Source organism: Prevotella multiformis (assembly GCF_018127985.1).
GTDB lineage: Bacteria > Bacteroidota > Bacteroidia > Bacteroidales > Bacteroidaceae > Prevotella > Prevotella multiformis.
Map to the genome: position 1 here is coordinate 1021538 of NZ_CP072357.1, position 18319 is coordinate 1039856.

Consider the following 18319-nt stretch of genomic DNA (forward strand, 5'->3'; position numbering starts at 1 on the left):
ATCAGTCCTCCAGATCAATGAATATACTTCCCAGTTCCGGCTTGGATCCTAACTTTCCTATACGGTAGGAATTGTAAAGGGACAGGTTCTTATGCAGACCGAAAGAGTCGCCACGGGCATATTCGGACGAGGCACTTTCCTTCCTTTTCTCTACGAACCACACTGCTCCCCGATTCTCGTTGATCAGTTCCTGTGAGAGCAAGGTCGTCTCCTGACTGCTGATGACAAGCTGGGACTGCGTTGAATTGTAGAGAAACACACTCAGATAATAAAACAGCAGGTCGTAGTGCAGATCCTCTCCGAGTTCGTCAAGAAAGTAAACATGGAGACCGGTAACCAGGTCGTACAGGACGTTCAGAATGCGTATATATTTCAATGTGCCCTTTGACTGCCATCTGATAGGAATGTCGAAATTGCCCTGGGCCGTCGCATTCACGAACGTAACTGAATCTACCGTGGGGCTCAACAGGGCTTCTTTCACTTTCTCGGGAAGGTCTCCCTGCTCTATCTGCCTGCGCATTTCCGGAAGAATCACCCGGTCTTCCACGACAGGTCTGTACTCCAGGATGTTCAAGTCGGCTTTCTGAAGCATCTGATAAAAGAACTTACGGCGTTTGCTGTCAGCATAGGCATCCTTCAGTATCTCGACGATTCCCTTCTCCTTTTCTCCGTCACCGTCAACTTCATGGCAGCATGCCATAACCCATCGGTGCAATCTGTTGAGAGGTCCTATGTCCGCCTTGAAGGCTGTTTTCGCACAGACAGCGAGGACGCTGTGGTTGTTGAGCGTGTTCTCACGTATGCGCTCCTGGGTCCTGGCCTGTATTTTCAGACTGGGTCCGAACTTTATGTCAGCCTGCACATCGTCTGCCACAAAACGGCGCTCATAGAACAGCGACTTCGCTCCTTTGGGATAATAATTCAACGTCTCATGAATGATATGTCTGCTATCGAATGATACATCATAGTCGTATCTTATCGATTCGGCATAAAACGAAACATGCATTTCCGTTGGGTCTCCCCTGTGCAACGCAAAGGGAATATAGCCGGAAATACGATTGTCCGCCTTGAACTTTGGACGTGTCATAAGCCGGAAAATCTCGTTCATGGCAAGCAGCATATTTGATTTGCCGGATGCATTCGCTCCATACAGTATTCCCAACTTATAGAGGAACACATGGTCTGCCACTTCCACCACAAGTTCGGAAGCAGGCCCTTTGGCGACAAAACTCAATTGCTGCCGGTCATCAATAGAAAGGAAGTTCCTGACCCAAAAGTCTCGAATCATAATATGGATTTCTTGAAACCACTTCTTTTCTGCAAAAGTAAGTATAAAAGACCAATCTTACAAACATTTCTTTGATTATCGTAAAAAAACTACGAAAATAGGGCTTATTAAGCCCATCGACTATCGTTATCGTTTCTCCCTGTGTGCAGAGACACAGTGAGAGGAGAGGGGGAGGCAAAGCGACAGGGAAGATACAAAAAGAAAGAGGAACAAAAACAGAAAGGGTGTACCGGATATGCTGCCATCGGCATATCCGGTACACCCCTCATTGTATTTCAGAGAGTAGTTGTTTACACCGTGCATGCCTGCTGCTGCCTGGGAATCCTGTTCCCAACCCATTGGGAATCGGATTCCCGACGGCCGGGAACAGGAGTACCGACGGCCGGGAGCAGGAGTACCGGCAGCTCCTTTCCCGTCTTCTGACACAAAGAGCCGCCCCCTGTCAGATCCTTACAAGGCCCTTTACGCTTTCATTTTACACAGCATTGCCGGTTTCCGATTTCATCCGCATGGCTCTTCCCTGCCTCCACGGGAGGAAGACCGCATCCGGTGGGCAAAGACAGGAATCCTTCCAAGGGAAGCTCGGGAATCGGCCTAAAGTTTGTGAGTTCAACGGAAAAACACTACTTTTGCAGGCAGAAGGGACACCGGCCGGTCTGAAGAAGCCCACCTTATTCATATACATCCCTCGAACGGCAGATGAAAGAACAAGAACAGATGAAAAGCGAGACACTGAAGGAGAAGACCGCCAAGGGGCTTTTCTGGGGCGCACTGAACAACGGGACCATGCAGCTGCTGAATATCGTCATCGGCGTCTTTCTGGCACGTCTGCTCTCACCGGCCGACTACGGACTGGTGGGCATGCTGGCCGTGTTCACGGCTATTGCCGGCGCCTTGCAGGAGAGCGGATTCACCGCGGCACTCGCCAACAGGGACCACCCTACGGACAACGACTACAACTCCGTGTTCTGGTTCAGCGCCTTCATGGGCTGGATTTCCTACACGGTGCTCTTCTTTTCAGCCCCTCTGATCGCCGCTTTCTTCCGTCACCCCGAGCTGGTCGACCTGTCACGTTTCGTCTTTGCCTCACTGCTGTTCTCGTCGCTGGGGACAGCTCCCGCCGCTTACCTCTTCAAGAACATGATGGTCAGGGAAACCGCCCTGCTGCGCATCACCTGCCTGTTTGTTTCGGGGGTGGCGGGCATCCTGCTGGCATTGCGGGGCTACGCCTACTGGAGTCTGGCCTGGCAGCAGGTGCTTTACATCAGTCTGACCAGCCTGTGGCGGTTCTTCATCATTCCGTGGCGCCCGTCCCTCCACATCGACTTCACCCCTGTAAGACAGATGTTCTCCTTCAGTTACAAGATCCTCCTGACGACAATCGTCAATACCATCAGTCAGAATATTCTCACCTTCATCTTCGGCCGTCTGTATTCTGCAAAAGCCGTGGGCAACTTCTCCCAGGCCTTCAAGTGGGACACGATGGCAAGCACCTTCGTGTCCGGCACGGTGGCGCAGGTGGCGCAGCCCGTGCTGGTCGAAGTGAACAATGACCCTGAACGACAGGTGAAAGTCTTCCGCAAGATGCTCCGTTTCACGGCTTTCCTGGTCTTCCCGGCCATGTTCGGTCTGGCGATGACAGCGCACGAATTCATCATTCTGCTTATATCAGAGAAATGGACAGAGAGTATCCCTCTGCTGCGTATCCTCTGCATCAGCGGGGCCTTCCTGCCGTTCTATACGATGTATCAGAACCTGATCATCAGCCGTGGCAAGTCCGTGGTCTATATGTGGTGTACGGTGGCCCTGATCGTCGCACAGATCGCCTTCGTCGTCGCCTCTTGCCAGGAGGGCGTGGTGTTCATGGTGACCGCCTACACGGCCGTAACCGTCTTGTGGCTCTTCGTATGGCAGTTCTTTGCCGGCAGGGAGACCGGTCTGCGGCTCGTGGACGTCCTGAAGGACATCAGCCCCTACCTGCTGGCATCGGCGGCGGTGATGGCCACGACCTACTTCGCCACCTCCGCCATCCATAACCTGCTGCTGCTGCTGACCGTCAGAATCCTGACGGCGGCCGTACTTTACTTCCTCATCATGAAGCGGGCAGGCTCGCAGATCCTCGCGGAGTGCATGAACTATCTGCACAGACGCAGGCGATAGCGGAGAAAGAGGGCTTGGGAGATTCGGGAATAAGTTGTACATTTGCATAAAAAAGAGAAGATGAACCCATTCGTTCAAGGCGCAATACTCGCCGCATCCTCCCTGAGGCTGATACCTCATCTCCTGCTGTACAGGCTGCACAGCGGGCTGGTCGACGACGACCTGCTGCAGGTACAGGACCGCAAGCGAGGGGTGCGCAACTTCGTGAAGGCGATGACCCGTGAGCGTACCTTCCGCAACCTGTTCTATTACAGGATCGGAGAATACAAGGCCGCACCCGTCAGATGGCTGTGTCCCGCTGAACGGACACTGAACATCTGGTGCCCTTCCATCGGGAGAGGCGCCCACTTTGAGCACAATTATGCGACCTACCTGAATGCCGAAAGCATCGGCAGGAACTTCTATTGTCTTCAGCTCGTGACCCTGGGGACAGGGCACCACGAAGGCCGTGAAGGGCGCCCTGTGATAGGCGACAACGTGAAGATAATGACCGGTGCGACGGTCTTCGGGCCTGTCCGCATAGGCGACAACGTGACGATCGGGGCCGGGGCCGTGGTCTTCAAGGATGTCCCCGCCGGCTGTACCGTGGCCGGCAACCCGGCCCGGATCGTAAAACAAGCATGAACGGAGACCGCAATGACAATGATGATGGAATATCCCAAGATAACAGTCGTGACACCGTCCTACAATCAGGGACAGTTCATAGAAGCGACCCTGAAGTCGGTCATCGGACAGCAATATCCCAACCTGGAGTACATTGTCTGTGACGGTGGATCGACCGATGAAACCGTGGAAATACTGAAGAAGTACACCGACAGGATCACCTGGTGGTGCAGTGAGAAGGACAAAGGACAAAGCGATGCCATCAACAAGGGCATGCGCAGGGCGACGGGCGACATTGTCTGCTGGATCAACAGCGATGATGTCCTGCTGCCGGGAACGCTGCATACGGTCGCAAAGTTCTACCACGACCATCCCGACACAGACTTCGCCAATGGCTATACGGTCGAAATGGACAGGGACGGGAAGATCATCAACTTCACGCATATCGTGATGAGCCGCTTCTTCTTCCGCCATGGCTGCTACAACATTTCACAGCCGGGGATGTTCTGGAGACGTGAGATCTTCGATAAAATCGGCTATATTGATGAGTCCTTCCACGCCAAGATGGACGTGGAATGGCTGATAAGAGTATACGAGGCAGGACTGAAGGTAAGACGCATCAACCGCAACCTTGGCGCCATCCGCATCTATCCGGAGACCAAGACAGCGCAAGGGGGTGCGATCTGGAAGCGTGACACAGATGCGCTCCGTGAGAGGTATCACGGCAGATACCTGCCTGAAAACGGCCGGTTCTACCGGCCGTTCTTCAAGCTGTACAAGTTCCTGGACGGGTGCAAATTCCGGAATGCGATCCGGAAATGGCAGTATTGCGGAAAGCCGGTCACGGATTACAAAGAGAATCTCTGACACTCCCCCGCCCGCCCCGAACCGGGCGGGACAAGACCGGAAAGTCCCCGGCACAGGAAAGCAGTCACTTCCGAGCAGGATCCCCCGAACGCCCCAGACGGTCTCAGGCAGCCGTCTACAAGATTCCAGACATAAAGAAACGGCTTCCTCATGCGGCAAGGAAGCCGTTTCTTTATTGCGGTGCTACGAAGCCCCGGAGCATGAAAGGAATGACAAGACTGAGGTTGTAAGCCATCAAGCCAATAGTGAGAAATGCCACGAGCAGCCTTGCGCCTATCATCGCCAGCCTCGTTCTCATGTGCCTGAAAAGGAACGCCACGGCGACAGGAATGACGAACAGCCAGTGTGCGCCCATAATATACACCTCGATGATCCCAAAGCCGAGAACAATGTGGAGTACCATGTCCGTAGCAAACCACAGCATGCACAGCCGCAGGAACCTGTCCTTCCATCCCACGATGATTCCGCCTGAAAACAGCAGGAAGACGAGTGCTTCAGCGATGTAATTGAATACGCTGCCGTACCTGACAATGACGGGCCGCGACTTGTTCACGTCTTCCAACACGTGATCCCGGTGCAGCAGGATGCTCTCGCCGAAGAGGTTTTCGACGACGGCATCGGTCCGTGAACTGGACAGGTCGGTCCATTCAAAGAACCTGCTGTCCGCCACCTGCGTCCCGGTACGGCTCTTCATGAACTCGTGCTGCTTCTCATATCTGGCGGCAAACCTGCGGTCATTCCTCAATTTCCTTTCTTTCACCTTTTCCTGAAGCCTGGCATCCGGCTCCACAAAGGCCGCCTGCTGGTATGCATAAACGGCAGACAAGGCGGCAAGGGGTACGATAAAGCCCAGAAAGAGGTGCCTGATACGGAAGGTACGCCTGCCGTTGACGAACAGGTCGGCCAATCCGATCTTTGCGATATTGGTCGAGGTGACGCCTGTCGCGAAGAACGCCAGGAGCATCGTCTGCCACGTCTTCATACGTTTTTTCTCCCGTTTCATCGCCTTTCCGGCAATATACAGTGTCATTGTCAGGAAGAAAAGCGAGAAGACAAAGTGGTCGGGGACGAAGCAGGTAAGCAGGATGGAGGCAAAAGAGAAGAAGAATGCGGTCAGCAAGACCGCATCCTTTCCTGACAGCTCCAGCACCTCCTTGAAGATCCGGCAGATGAAAAGACAGCTGTATGTGGATGCGGCCACATTCAGGAAAGCCTCGATGAAAACGGCGAAATTGACACCGGTCTCCGCCATCAGCCAGTGGTTGAGAACATAAAAAGGATAGAAGAACGTGGGCAGCAGCGGATGGCGATAGAGCTGATAATAGACCTTCCAGCGTGACATCGTCATATAAGACAGGTCGTCAAAGCCCGATACTGTATAATGGTCGAAGAACAGTCCCCAGAAGCCCAGGTTTCCGCCCTTCGTGAACAGCCGGAAGTTATAGGCCACCATCAGTCCGTTCAAGGCCATGAAAGCAAGGACAGCCACCAGGCAGAGAAGCCTTTCACTCCGTTTGACCGCAAAGATATTCCGCATGATTCTCTCTTATTGATTCAGAAATTCAGTAGATGGTAAACCGTCAGGCCTCCGTTGTAGATCCAGAGACAGAGGGTAAGTGCCAGCAGCAGGCCATACAGCAGCCGCCGGGACTTGTGCGACAGTCCCTTCAGAAGACAGCCACAGGCCATCGGGATGACGTATGCCCAGTGGGCAGCCATGATGTACACCTCGTTGATGCCGAAGCCCAGACCGATGTGGAGAATCAGGTCGAGGCAGAAGCAGGAGAAGGCGAGCCACATCAGACGGCTCCGCCTGCCTGCCCACAGCCCGGCGGAGAAGAGCAGCAGCAGGAGAACTTCCACGAAATAGTTGAAAGCCCAGCTGTAACGTACGATTACGGGGCGGTCGCGCATGACATCGCCCAGGGTGTTCCTGCTGTGCAGCTGCAGGGACTCGCCGAAGAGATTCTCCACGAGGGTCGCACTGCGTGAGGTCGTCATATCCGTCCAGTTCAGGAACTTCTGCCGGCTGACAGGCTTCCCGGCATGGGCGACCTGCGACTCTCCGGCCTGCCGGCGGATCTGCGCCTGCCGGTGCGCCCGCCAGATTCCGTCGAATGCGGCCTGCCGTGCGGCACTGTCCGTCAGCTGCGTCGTATCACGGAAAGCAGCCAGCATCCCGGCCTTCTCCCTTTCCATCATCCGGGTGCGTTTCACCTGCCGGGCATGGACGCTGTCCGCCATGAACGTGCGGTATTCCCACTCGCTGAATCCCCAGAGAGCTGCGGCAGGCAGGAGAAGCGCCAGGAGGAGGTTGGCGGGACGGAAGAAACGGCGGCCTCTGCTGAAGAGATTTGCCAGGACTACTTTCAGTCCGTTGTTGAGCGATACGCCTGCCGTGAGCAGGAAGAGCACGACGGTCTGCCCTTTCGTCAGTCCCCGCCCTTCCTGCATCCGCCTCCCTGTCGTGTAGATGACGAGCAGCAGCAGGAACAGCGACAGCATGAAATGGTCAGGGGACAGGGATGCCAGCAGGACATGGGCGAAGGAAAAGAGCAGGAATCCCAGCACGGCCGCCTCTTTCAGGGAGAGGCCGATCAGGTCCCGCCCGATCCGGACCATCAGCAGGAAGGCGTACAGCGAGCAGAAAAGCAGGACGGCGGCCACGAGAAACTGGGCACAGTTGATGCCTGTCAGCGCCATCAAGACCCGGTTGACAAGATAGACCGGATAATAGAAGAACGCCAGCAGCGGATGGCGATACACATTGTAAGCAGTGGACCAGTCGGTCACCACACAATAGGTCAGGGGGTCGAAGCCGGAAATATGGAACACATCCAGGAACACCTTCCTGTAGTTCCCGGTGATGACCGAGAACCGGGGATAATAACAGCCGATGACGACAGCCTGCATCAGCAGCTGACAGAGAAGGAACAGTCCGGTGACGAACCGTTCCTCCTTTCTTATCTTGAAAATCTGACTCAGCATATTCGGGAACATAAATAGAAGGCGGTCTGCCCGGCATTGTACATCCACAGAAAGGCGGTGAGCGCAGCCAGCAGCCAGCGATACGGGCGCCGCAGCCGCTGTGGCAGCCGCCGGAGAAGGTAACCGCAGGCAACGGGAATGATGAAGGCCCAGCCTGCCGTCATGATGTACACCTCGTTGATGGCGAAGCCCAGAACAAGGTGCAGGGTCACATCACAGGCGAACCATGCGAGCAGCATCCGGAAGAACCGTTCTCTGCAGCCGGAGACGATTCCTGCCACGAAGAGCAGGACGACGACAGCCTCGACGACATAGTTGGCAGCCCAGCTGTAGGCGACGAATACGGGGCGGTCCCAGGAGACGTCCTTCAAAAGGTACTGCTGGTGCAGCTGGACGGACTCGCCGAAGAAGTTCTCGACCAGCGCCTCGCCCCTCGGCGTGGAAATATCCATCAGCTTGCCGACAGCACCGTCGCCGGCACTCCTGCCGGTATGCGACTTCAGCCAGCTCTCACGCTCGTTGATGTGCTGTTCCACCTTCCGGGCATCCTTCTCCCTGTTGACATGCACGATGTTCCGGATGACCGCCTCCTGCGGCACTTCCAGCAGATAATACTGTGACTGCTGTATGCCGAGCAGCAGCAGGAACGGAAGCACGGCCCCCAGAGAGACATACTTCCATGAAAAGAACCGCCTGCCATTGGTGAACAGCCCCGCCAGAAGCGTCTTCACCCCGTTGGAGGTCGCCATGCCCGCCGTGAAAAACGTGAGGACACATCCCTGCCATGCCGTGAGCAGTCTTCCTTTCTTCATTTTCATGCCCGTGATGTACAGCGTCATGGTGAGGAACATCATGGAGATGATGAAGTGGTCGGGAACCATCGACGGCACCAGCACATGGCCGAAAGAGAAGAGGAACAGGGTCAGGAGCGTGGCATCGAAGCGGGTCAGTCCGAGCACCTCACGGAAGACACGATACATGAAGACGACAGCATAGAAGGCAGAGAAGACGAGGATGGCGGCCATGAAATAGACGGCGAAGTTATAGCCGACGGCATCAATGAGCCAGCTGTCGAGCAGGTAAAGCGGATAGAGAAAGGTAAGATAAAGCGGATGGCGCACCGTCTCGAAATGGATGCGCATTCCCGAGATGGTTATCCACGACCAGTTGTCATATCCCGACATCCGGAAGTTCTTGGTGAAAATGCTCCAGAAGCCACCGTGTGCCCCCATCGTATAGGCGTGATAGTGGCCGGCAATGACGAGGGCGTTGAACATGACGAAGACCGCAAGCATGGCAAGTGCCAGCCAGCGTTCCTCTCTCTTTACCTTGAAGATATTGAATAGCTGCATTGAACCGCATTGATTGACGGCTGCAAAGATACAAATTAAAGCAGACTGTACAAAATAACAGGCGGAAGAAGTCGCCCCATGCAGCGGGCAGACAGCAAAGGGGAAATCGTCCCCCGGCAGGGAAGCACGACGGCATGCCCTGGACGGCAGCTGTCGGGCAGGCAGGATTCCGCACAGGACCGTCATTCGCTCCCTTTGCCGGGATGTGAGAGCGTGGAGACAACCGGACAGCACCGGGCGAAAGAAACAGATGAGCTGTCCCTGCCACCCATGGAGAATGAAGGAAAAAAACTTCCGGCTTACCCGGTTCCGGCGCCTCCACCCGGCACGGTGAGTCCGGACCGTCCTTCTGAAGCTCCTACCCGAAAGGCATTCTCCTTTCTTCCGGGACATTTCATTTACAAAAAGAAAGGTCTTGAGCCTTGCCGTTCCCGATTCGCCCAAAGGGTTTCCAGCAATGTTTCCATCCGCCACTTGTCAGGTTTTTACAGTCACATCCGTAATTATGTCAAATTACTCAAAACACATTTTTTTGATAAGAAATAGTGTTATTTATCTATTAATTCAACAAAATATCGTATATTTGCATCCGAAAAGACGCTAACATTCCTGCCCGTTCATCAAAATAATTGCACATTAAGGCAAATGGCGGTGAGGACAAGACACAGGATACCGACAATGACTACATTTATATTGACATATCACACACATACGACATTCTTGATCTGAGCACTTCCTGCCGTTGTCCTGCAACTTCTCCCCCGCAGACATCGGAAAGACGGCCGGAGACAAACCGGCAAGAGCTGTGCAGCAGACCGGCGGAGGCTCCGCACGTTCGTCTCCCGTACGCCCCGACAGGGCACAGACGGCGAAAAAGACACGTCCCCAGAGGGCGTGAACGACAGGACAGAAAGGTCTTAGTTAAATGAAAATAAGAAAATAACTACCAAAATCCTATTATTTATGGGATATTTTTAGTTACCAGTGGGACTTCATCGTGAGATGAGGTCCCACATCTTTTCATAGAAGTAAGCAGCCGAATGCAGGAAACGGCTGCACGGCGGTTTCCGGCCTCACCCATACAACAATTCCGCCCGAATCCCGGTGAAAAACCGTTTCTTTTCCGTATCTTTGCGGACAGAACACAAAATTCACCAAACAGGAAAAGAACATGAACGTAGGAGACAAAGCACCCGAAATCCTGGGCATAGACCAGGACGGGAAAGAAATCAGACTGAGTGACTATAAAGGAAAGAAGATCGTACTCTACTTCTATCCGAAAGACCTGACATCGGGCTGCACGGCACAGGCCTGCAACCTGCGCGACAACTATGATGCCCTGAAGGCGAAGGGGTATGCCGTCATCGGCGCCAGCATACAGGACGAGAAATCGCACCGGAAATTCATCGAGAAGAACAGCCTGCCCTTCCCGCTCATCGCCGACACCGACCTGAAGCTGGTGGAAGCCTTCGGCGTGTATGGCGAGAAGAAGATGTACGGACGCACCTACATGGGCACTTTCCGCACCACCTTCATCATCAACGAAGACGGCATCGTCGAGCGCATCCTCGGCCCGAAACAGATCAAGACCAAGGACCATGCGGCACAGATTCTTGCCGGGGAGGAATAGGCGGAAGGGCAGACGGTTCCCCGCCCGCCTATCAGAAAAAGGGAGAAGAGAACAGAGCCGGGCGACCGTCCGGCACGGTTGCTGACAGGCCTTGTCCGCCCCCGTCCGCCCCCTGCCGGCAGAATCCCGGGGCTTTCATCCTTGCGGGCATCCCTGCAAGGTACGGAAAAAGAAAGTCCCGGCCTCACACCAGATGAAGCCGGGACACAGTCTTTACTCTCAAATTTCTAAATCACGCTCTCAAGCTCAGGCAGCAATGTGGTTGTTGACGTTCACTGCCTTTGCTACCAATGCTGCAACTACTACAGCGGCTAATACTATTGAAATCATAATCTTCTTTCCTTTTAATGGAGACGTTCTCCGCCTCCTGTTCTCAAATATGTTATCCTTAATCTTTACGGGTGCAAAGGTAGAGAGAAACGGGACAGAAAGCAAGTTTTATCTGTCCCGGATCCTGTTTTCCGCTATTTAATTACCTTGCGTCAAGCTGCTTGACTTTCATCAAGCACGCAAAGTTTGCTTTTCTCGGACATTTCCATTACCTTTGTTCTCTCAAACAGACAAACGGACAGAAGCATGGAGAAGAACCAGGAGCTGCGCAACGCATGGGACTTTGTAGAACATACGGGAATCAGCATCTTCCTGACCGGAAAGGCCGGCACAGGCAAGACGACATTCCTCCGTACCCTCAGGGATCGGAGCAGGAAACGGAGCATCATCGTGGCACCGACCGGCGTGGCGGCCATCAATGCCGGCGGCATGACCATCCATTCGTTCTTCCAGCTGCCTCTGTCGCCCTTCGTACCCAATGCCAGCATCAAGAACCGGTTTGACTACAGCAAGGAGAAACGCAAGATCATGCGCACCCTCGACCTGCTGATCATCGACGAGATCAGCATGGTCCGATCCGACGTGCTGGATGCCATCGACTCCGTCCTGCGCCGGTTCCGCGAACACGACAGACCCTTCGGGGGAGTGCAGCTGCTCATGATCGGCGACCTGCAGCAGCTTACGCCGGTCGTGACACCGGAAGAAGAGAAGCTGTTGCAGCAGTACTATGACACGCCCTACTTCTTCGGATCGAAGGCATTGCGCAGCATCAATTACGTGACCATCGAACTGACACACGTCTACCGGCAGCAGGACAGTTCCTTCATCACCTTACTTAATCATGTAAGAGAAGGACAGACCACGGCGGCCGACCTGCAACGGCTCAACGAGCGGTACCAACCGGCCTTCCGGCCGGCGGCGGAGAGCGACTACATCCGACTGACGACACACAACAGGATCGCAGAGAGCTGCAACGAAGACCAGCTGCGCAATCTCCCGACAAGAGCCTGTACATTCAGGGCGGAGACCGAGGGCAACTTCCCCGAATACAACTACCCTGCCGACTTCCATCTGACCCTGAAGACGGGGGCGCAGGTGATGTTCATCCGCAACGACAACGGCGGCCGCTATTACAACGGCCGCATCGGGCACGTCACATACGTTGACCACAGCAAGATCCTCGTCCTCTGCCCCGGTGACGACGAAGCCATCGAGGTGGAAGCGGAGACCTGGGAGAACACGAAATACACCTTGAACGAACGGACAAAACAGATTGAAGCCGAGGTGCAGGGCACCTTCAGGCAGTATCCGCTGCGACTTGCATGGGCCATCACCATACACAAAAGCCAGGGGCTGACCTTCGAACACGCCATCATCGATGCGCAGCAGGCATTCGCCTCGGGACAGGTCTACGTCGCCCTGAGCCGCTGCAAGACCCTGGAAGGACTTGTACTGGCTACGCCCATCCGCAGCACGGCAATCATCAATGACCGGCGCGTGAGCGACTACATCTCCCATCAGACCGAACAGGCGGCGCAAAGTATCTCCGCCCTGCCTGCCCTGAAAGAAGAATACTACCGTCAGCTGCTCATGGAACTGTTCAACTTCGACGAGATAAAAGCCTCCGAAACGGCACTTTTCAGGGTACTGACAGAGTTCTTCTTCAAGTTCCCGAAGATTACGGCACTCCACAGGATGGCACTTTCCGACCTTGACACACGCATCCTGAAAGTATCGATGAAATGGGGGAACATCATCAGAAGGATGACCGCCGGACAGCTGCATGAAGCCGAATTTATGGAGAGGGTGAAGAGCAGTACACGTTACTTCCACAGCCAGCTGACGGAACTGTTCAGCCACGTGCTCGGCATGACAAAGGAACTGCAGACGAGCAACAAGACTGCCGCCAGACGCTTTGAGAACACTTATGCGGAACTGCAGCAGTCGTATCAGGTCAAATGCGAACTGCTGGAACACATCATGGAGGAGGGATTCTCCACGGTCGCCTATCTGACAGCAAAGCAGGAGGCCATCCTGAACAGTCTCGACGATGGAAAGGGAAGAAAACGCAGGAAGAAAGAGCCGGACGCTCCCAAGTCTGCACCCAGACCGAGTACCGGCGAGATAACCTTCAGGCTCTTCAAGGAGGGGAAGCGGATAAAGGAAATCGCAAAGGAGCGCGGCCTCACCCCGGGGACAGTCCAGGGGCATCTCATTCCCTATATCCGGAAGGGCGACATAAAGATTGAGGAGGTGATGGACAGCTCGAAAGTCAACCTCATCAGGCGGATCATAAAAGGTGTAGGGACGGATGGCGGCATGAGACCCATCAAGGAGCTGTGCCCGTCTGACATCACCTATAACGACATCCTGATGGTCATGAAGACGGCAATGCCTTAGAGGACGGGCAGCCGGCAGCAGCTGTCCACACGGCTCCCCAGCTCTCCATCTCCATCCCCCCGCCCGAGCCGCCCCCTGATTGTCTGCCCGGAAAAGGACAGTCCGACAGCCCTCCGCAACAACCAGAACGAGCTGGCTGAGGACAACAGGACGTGCAATGGAACGGAAAAAACGAACAAGCGAAGTTACAAAACGTCCTACGTACAACAAATTTCACATACATGATGAATAAAAAAGGGACAGAATGCCTTTCCTTTGCAGGAAAAGTTTTATCTTTGCAGTCCAATTCAAGGCTATTATTGAGTAGCAATCAAATTACGTTTACATAGTTATTAGTTAGTTAATAGTCATTTTAAGTAGCCAGACCGCTCCTCGTGATGAAGGGTATCCGGCAAAACTTTGAATCAGATAATTTTTAAGTTATTTAGTTAAGTGGCTGAGTGTATGTCTGCGCGAGCAGGTGTACACTCTTTTCTTTCACGCCTCCATGCTCTTCTTTCACTGCCGTCTTCCCACCCATGGAAGTTCCCCCTGTCCGGAAAGACGCTGCCATCCCATCAGTCATCCCATCAATCATCCCATCAGAAAAGAACGGCGACTAATCTGCCGGAATACTTTGCAGGATCATAGGAAAATACTTAATTTTGCAGCAGAAAGTTCCATTTAAAAGGTAAGAGATATGGCTAATTTAAGATTTGAAGCTGTCGAGGAAGCCTTCAAGAAACGCCCCCTCGAGGTCAACACCCCTAAAGAACGGCCGGGAGACTTCTACGCAAAGTATGTGTTCAACCGCGCAAAGATGTACAAGTACCTTCCCGTTGACGTTTATCAGAAGCTGGTGGATGTCATCGACAACGGGACACGCCTGGACCGGTCGATCGCCGATGCCGTAGCACAGGGAATGAAGAAATGGGCGGAGGAACACGGCGCGACCCACTACACGCACTGGTTCCAGCCCCTTACAGAGGGAACGGCAGAGAAGCACGATGCCTTTGTCGAGCACGACGGAAAGGGCGGCATGATGGAGGAATTTTCCGGCAAGCTGCTCGTACAGCAGGAGCCTGATGCCAGTTCGTTTCCCAACGGCGGCATCCGCAACACCTTCGAGGCACGCGGCTACTCGGCCTGGGATCCGACCAGCCCGGTCTTCATCATCGACGACACACTTTGCATTCCGACCATCTTCATCTCCTATACAGGGGAGGCGCTCGACTACAAGGCCCCGCTGCTGAAGGCGCTGCATGCCGTAAACGTGGCCGCAACCAAGGTCTGCCACTATTTCTACCCGGAGGTCAGGCAAGTACACAGTAACCTCGGCTGGGAGCAGGAGTATTTCCTCGTCGACGAAGACCTTTACTTCGCACGCCCCGACCTCATGCTGACCGGCCGTACGCTCATGGGACATGACTCCGCCAAGAACCAGCAGATGGACGACCACTACTTCGGCACGATTCCAGAACGTGTACAGGCGTTCATGAAAGACCTGGAGATACAGGCTCTCGAACTGGGTATCCCCTGCAAGACCCGCCACAACGAGGTGGCACCCGGCCAGTTCGAGCTGGCACCTATCTTCGAGGAATGCAACCTGGCGGTAGACCACAACATGCTGTTGATGTCGCTCATGAAGAAAATCGCCCACAAACACAGCTTCCGTGTCCTCCTGCACGAAAAGCCGTTCGACGGCATCAACGGATCGGGCAAGCACAACAACTGGAGCCTGTGTACCGACAACGGCATCCTCCTCCATGCTGCGGGGAAGACACCGGCGGACAATCTCCGCTTCGTCGTCTTCATCGTCGAGACGCTGATGGCCGTCTACCGACACAACGGACTGCTCAAAGCCTCCGTGATGAGTGCCACCAACGACCACCGCCTCGGTGCAAACGAGGCACCGCCGGCCATCATCTCCTCCTTCCTCGGCAGGCAGATCAGCGACCTGCTCGACCACATAGAGAAGGCCGACAAAGACAATCTCTTCAACCTCAGCGGGAAAACCGGCATACAGCTTGACATCCCGGAGATTCCGGAACTCTTCATCGACAATACCGACCGCAACCGCACTTCACCCTTCGCCTTCACCGGCAACCGCTTCGAATTCCGTGCTGTCGGTTCTGAAGCCAACTGCGCCGCGGCCATGATCGTCCTCAACACCGCCGTCGCCGAAGCCCTGACCGACTTTGCCGAACGTGTCGACACACTGACAGCGAAAGGGGAAGAGCAGACATCAGCCATCATCGACATCCTCCGCGAGGACATCAAGGCCTGCAAGCCCATCCGGTTCGATGGAAACGGCTATTCTGACGAATGGAAGGAAGAGGCCGCCCGCCGGGGACTCGACTGCGAGCCGAGCTGTCCGGTCTGTTTCGACCGCTACCTTGACAGGGAATCCATCCGGATGTTCGAGCAGATGAACGTCATGAGCCACAACGAACTGGAAGCTCGCAACGAGGTGAAATGGGAGACGTACACGAAGAAGATACAGATCGAAGCACGTGTGATGGGCGACCTCGCCATGAACCACATCATCCCCGTAGCCACGCACTACCAGAGCCAGCTGGCAAAAAACGTCCAGAACATGGTCGACATCTTCGGCGATGTAGAGGGGAAGCAGCTCAGCGAACGCAACATCAAGATCATCCGGGAGATCGCCGAGCGCACCAACATCATCGAATCGGGAGTCGAGGAACTGGTCAATGCCCGGAAACATGCCAACAAGATCGGAAGCCAGCGGGAGAAAGCAGTGGCCTATCACGACACGGTCGCACCGAAGATGGAAGCCATCCGCTACCAGATCGACAAACTGGAACTGGTTGTCAGCGATGAGCTGTGGACACTTCCCAAATACCGGGAGCTGCTTTTCATCAGATAAAAACAGACGGTTCCATCGTCGTAAAGACCCGTAAAAGCCCGACAGAAAAAGGCTGTTTCAAAAAGTACCCACGAGTGGATGGAGAGGGTGCGGCATCTCAGCATCCATCAACAGAACCCGACGGGAAACGCACAGGACAGGTGTGTCTGCTTTTTGAAACGGCCTTTTCTATGATTCCAAACAGACCTTCCGAATTCAAAGGCATATGCAAACCAGCAGATGTTCTTTGCAGGAAAAGGAGAATCTCGAAATGAAAGGCAATGCCTTCCATGGTTTTCCATAGTCAACAAAACGGCTGTCCCATCAGACTTGAAGCAGCCCGGACCGCCTATGCACAGATGCCTTCCAACAGACGATGTACACCCTGTACGGGAAATACGGACCCGTTTCCTTCACAATCATACATACAGCAGGCGGGCTGACGGCCGACTGAAGCCGCCCCCCTGTTCAGGACGGTTTCGTCCTGTTCTCCATCTTCCGCTTCATCCGGCTCTTTATCGACCTCACAGCCTGCGCCGTACAACAGAAGGCCTCGGCTTTCTGTTCATCCGTCATGCCGTTGTGATCCATGATGTAATAAAATGTTTCCTTGGGCGTGAAGGCATAATGCGGGTTGTTGATCACATACGACAGGTCATAGTCGAAGCTGGGCATGATGACGTTGACCGCCAGTTGCTCCCGTTTGCCCATCTGGGAGAGATTTCCGCCTTTCATAATCGTATAGAGCGTGTCTATACCCAGCTTCATCTGCTCGATGGAATCGATTGTTTTTTCATCTTCTGCAGGTGCGGGAAGTGAAGCTTTCAGCTGTTTCAGTTCGTTGAGCCTGTTGTCAATCTCCGTCTTCATCTCGTCGATGGTCGCATCCTTCCGCTGCAGGGTCTGCTGGATGTTCTGCTCCGTTTCCTGCTGCAGCTTCCTGTAGGAGCGGGCCTGCTGCCGCAGACGACGGCGGAACCATACGACGACGCCGATGGTCACGGCAACGAGAAGCAGGAGCAGATAAGCAATGTACAGCTGCAACTGCAGGGCTTTCCGCTGTGCGACCGCCACTTCATAACGGTCCTGTATCTGTACCATCTCAATGTCTTTCTCCGGTGAAACCGACAGAACCTGATGCTTCTCTATCCGTGTACGTATCTCCTGCAGCGTCTTTTCCTGATCTTTCCGGATGCGGGGTCTGAATGTTTCCGCCCTTTTTATATACAGCAAGGCCGAATCACGCAGTCCCATTTGGTTGAAGACGAAAGCCTTTTCGAGGTAAATATCCGTCAGCCGGTGGCTTCGTTTGCTGTCGTCGGCGTGCCCGGCGGCATGGCTGAGGTAGTCGAGAGCCAGCCTGTAGGCACCGCTCTGCGCGTTCAACAGTGCGATACGGTAGTAAGTCGTGAACTTCAGAGAGTCCTCCGTTACATTGAATAGATGTTTCTCAGCTGCCTTCAGCTGATACATCGCATTGCGGGCGTCATGTCTCCCGGCAAACAACGCCGCACTGTCGAGCCGCATCCGTGCGATTCCGTCGTCGGTAGCAGGATAGGCAGGCAGTCTCTTCTGCTGACATGAGAGCAAAGCGGCAAGGACCGTCAGCAGCAGGCACATTCTCGTTTTCATATATGCAAAGATACACATTCTATGCATGACCGCCAAATCACAGTTGTGTCAGAACTTATGGAAAGGGAGAGATAAACGAATGATAATCAGCAGGCTAATGACCGGAAATGTGTCAAGGAAGAGCGGGGTATTGCAGAGTATTCTTTTCTTCTTTACCTTTGCATTGACATTAAGTTCCAATATATGTCATCTGCTTTTCATAAACCTGCGGCGGCGTGATT

General features: G+C 54.2%; 11 protein-coding genes. 6 read left to right on the forward strand and 5 right to left on the reverse strand.

Annotated elements, in window-relative coordinates; translation table 11 throughout:
• Nucleotide 1 precedes the first annotated feature (1 nt).
• The gene (locus tag J4864_RS04220) at nucleotides 2-1288 is read right to left on the reverse strand and encodes an AAA family ATPase (RefSeq protein ID WP_211813767.1); all 1287 of its coding nucleotides are present in this window, start codon (nucleotides 1286-1288) and stop codon (nucleotides 2-4) included.
• A gap of 717 nt (nucleotides 1289-2005) precedes the next feature.
• Between J4864_RS04220 and J4864_RS04225 the strand changes: the two genes are divergently transcribed.
• The 3 genes from J4864_RS04225 to J4864_RS04235 are packed head-to-tail and all read left to right on the forward strand — an operon-like array spanning nucleotide 2006 to nucleotide 4918.
• Nucleotides 2006-3448 carry a lipopolysaccharide biosynthesis protein gene (locus J4864_RS04225; protein WP_211814612.1) on the forward strand — a complete coding sequence of 481 codons (1443 nt, stop codon included), beginning with the start codon at nucleotides 2006-2008 and terminating at the stop codon, nucleotides 3446-3448.
• Nucleotides 3449-3508: 60 nt separating this feature from the next.
• Nucleotides 3509-4072 carry a serine acetyltransferase gene (locus J4864_RS04230; protein WP_211813769.1) on the forward strand — a complete coding sequence of 188 codons (564 nt, stop codon included), beginning with the start codon at nucleotides 3509-3511 and terminating at the stop codon, nucleotides 4070-4072.
• 12 nt (nucleotides 4073-4084) lie between these two features.
• Complete coding sequence (locus J4864_RS04235) at nucleotides 4085-4918, forward strand: glycosyltransferase family 2 protein (protein ID WP_246479362.1); 834 nt, start codon at nucleotides 4085-4087, stop codon at nucleotides 4916-4918.
• Nucleotides 4919-5090: 172 nt separating this feature from the next.
• Here J4864_RS04235 and J4864_RS04240 read toward each other — a convergent pair whose 3' ends face one another.
• From J4864_RS04240 to J4864_RS04250, 3 genes are read right to left on the reverse strand one after another with little or no spacing between them, the layout of a single operon-like run.
• A complete protein-coding gene (locus J4864_RS04240) occupies nucleotides 5091-6455 on the reverse strand; it encodes a DUF6080 domain-containing protein (RefSeq protein WP_211813771.1) in 1365 nt (454 codons plus the stop codon).
• Nucleotides 6456-6472: 17 nt separating this feature from the next.
• Entirely contained in the window at nucleotides 6473-7906 is a 1434-nt protein-coding gene (locus J4864_RS04245; RefSeq protein ID WP_211813772.1) for a DUF6080 domain-containing protein, read from the reverse strand.
• On the reverse strand, nucleotides 7900-9258 hold the full coding sequence (locus tag J4864_RS04250) for a DUF6080 domain-containing protein (RefSeq protein ID WP_211813773.1): 1359 nt from the start codon (nucleotides 9256-9258) through the stop codon (nucleotides 7900-7902). The genes J4864_RS04245 and J4864_RS04250 overlap by 7 nt, the downstream gene beginning before the upstream one ends.
• Before the next feature lie 1171 nt (nucleotides 9259-10429).
• Here J4864_RS04250 and bcp point away from each other — a divergent pair.
• From bcp to J4864_RS04265, 3 genes are all read left to right on the forward strand, one after another.
• Entirely contained in the window at nucleotides 10430-10888 is a 459-nt protein-coding gene (bcp, locus tag J4864_RS04255) for a thioredoxin-dependent thiol peroxidase (protein ID WP_007368969.1), read from the forward strand.
• Between the two features lie 576 nt (nucleotides 10889-11464).
• Nucleotides 11465-13618 carry a helix-turn-helix domain-containing protein gene (locus J4864_RS04260; RefSeq protein ID WP_211813774.1) on the forward strand — a complete coding sequence of 718 codons (2154 nt, stop codon included), beginning with the start codon at nucleotides 11465-11467 and terminating at the stop codon, nucleotides 13616-13618.
• Between the two features lie 679 nt (nucleotides 13619-14297).
• Nucleotides 14298-16487 carry a glutamine synthetase III family protein gene (locus J4864_RS04265; protein ID WP_211813778.1) on the forward strand — a complete coding sequence of 730 codons (2190 nt, stop codon included), beginning with the start codon at nucleotides 14298-14300 and terminating at the stop codon, nucleotides 16485-16487.
• Nucleotides 16488-16934: 447 nt separating this feature from the next.
• Here the strand turns inward: J4864_RS04265 and J4864_RS04270 are convergent, their stop codons facing one another.
• Complete coding sequence (locus J4864_RS04270; protein WP_211813780.1) at nucleotides 16935-18116, reverse strand: hypothetical protein; 1182 nt, start codon at nucleotides 18114-18116, stop codon at nucleotides 16935-16937.
• Nucleotides 18117-18319 lie beyond the last annotated feature (203 nt).

Excerpts from the sequence above, each read along its gene's own strand:
- J4864_RS04250 (WP_211813773.1), bottom strand. The coding sequence starts at position 9,258 with ATGCAGCTATTCAATATCTTCAAGGTAAAGAGAGAGGAACGCTGGCTG.
- J4864_RS04260 (WP_211813774.1), top strand. The coding sequence starts at position 11,465 with ATGGAGAAGAACCAGGAGCTGCGCAACGCATGGGACTTTGTAGAACAT.
- J4864_RS04265 (WP_211813778.1), top strand. The coding sequence starts at position 14,298 with ATGGCTAATTTAAGATTTGAAGCTGTCGAGGAAGCCTTCAAGAAACGC.
- J4864_RS04240 (WP_211813771.1), bottom strand. The coding sequence starts at position 6,455 with ATGCGGAATATCTTTGCGGTCAAACGGAGTGAAAGGCTTCTCTGCCTG.
- J4864_RS04220 (WP_211813767.1), bottom strand. The coding sequence starts at position 1,288 with ATGATTCGAGACTTTTGGGTCAGGAACTTCCTTTCTATTGATGACCGG.
- J4864_RS04245 (WP_211813772.1), bottom strand. The coding sequence starts at position 7,906 with ATGCTGAGTCAGATTTTCAAGATAAGAAAGGAGGAACGGTTCGTCACC.
- J4864_RS04270 (WP_211813780.1), bottom strand. The coding sequence starts at position 18,116 with ATGTGTATCTTTGCATATATGAAAACGAGAATGTGCCTGCTGCTGACG.
- bcp (WP_007368969.1), top strand. The coding sequence starts at position 10,430 with ATGAACGTAGGAGACAAAGCACCCGAAATCCTGGGCATAGACCAGGAC.
- J4864_RS04225 (WP_211814612.1), top strand. The coding sequence starts at position 2,006 with ATGAAAAGCGAGACACTGAAGGAGAAGACCGCCAAGGGGCTTTTCTGG.
- J4864_RS04230 (WP_211813769.1), top strand. The coding sequence starts at position 3,509 with ATGAACCCATTCGTTCAAGGCGCAATACTCGCCGCATCCTCCCTGAGG.
- J4864_RS04235 (WP_246479362.1), top strand. The coding sequence starts at position 4,085 with ATGACAATGATGATGGAATATCCCAAGATAACAGTCGTGACACCGTCC.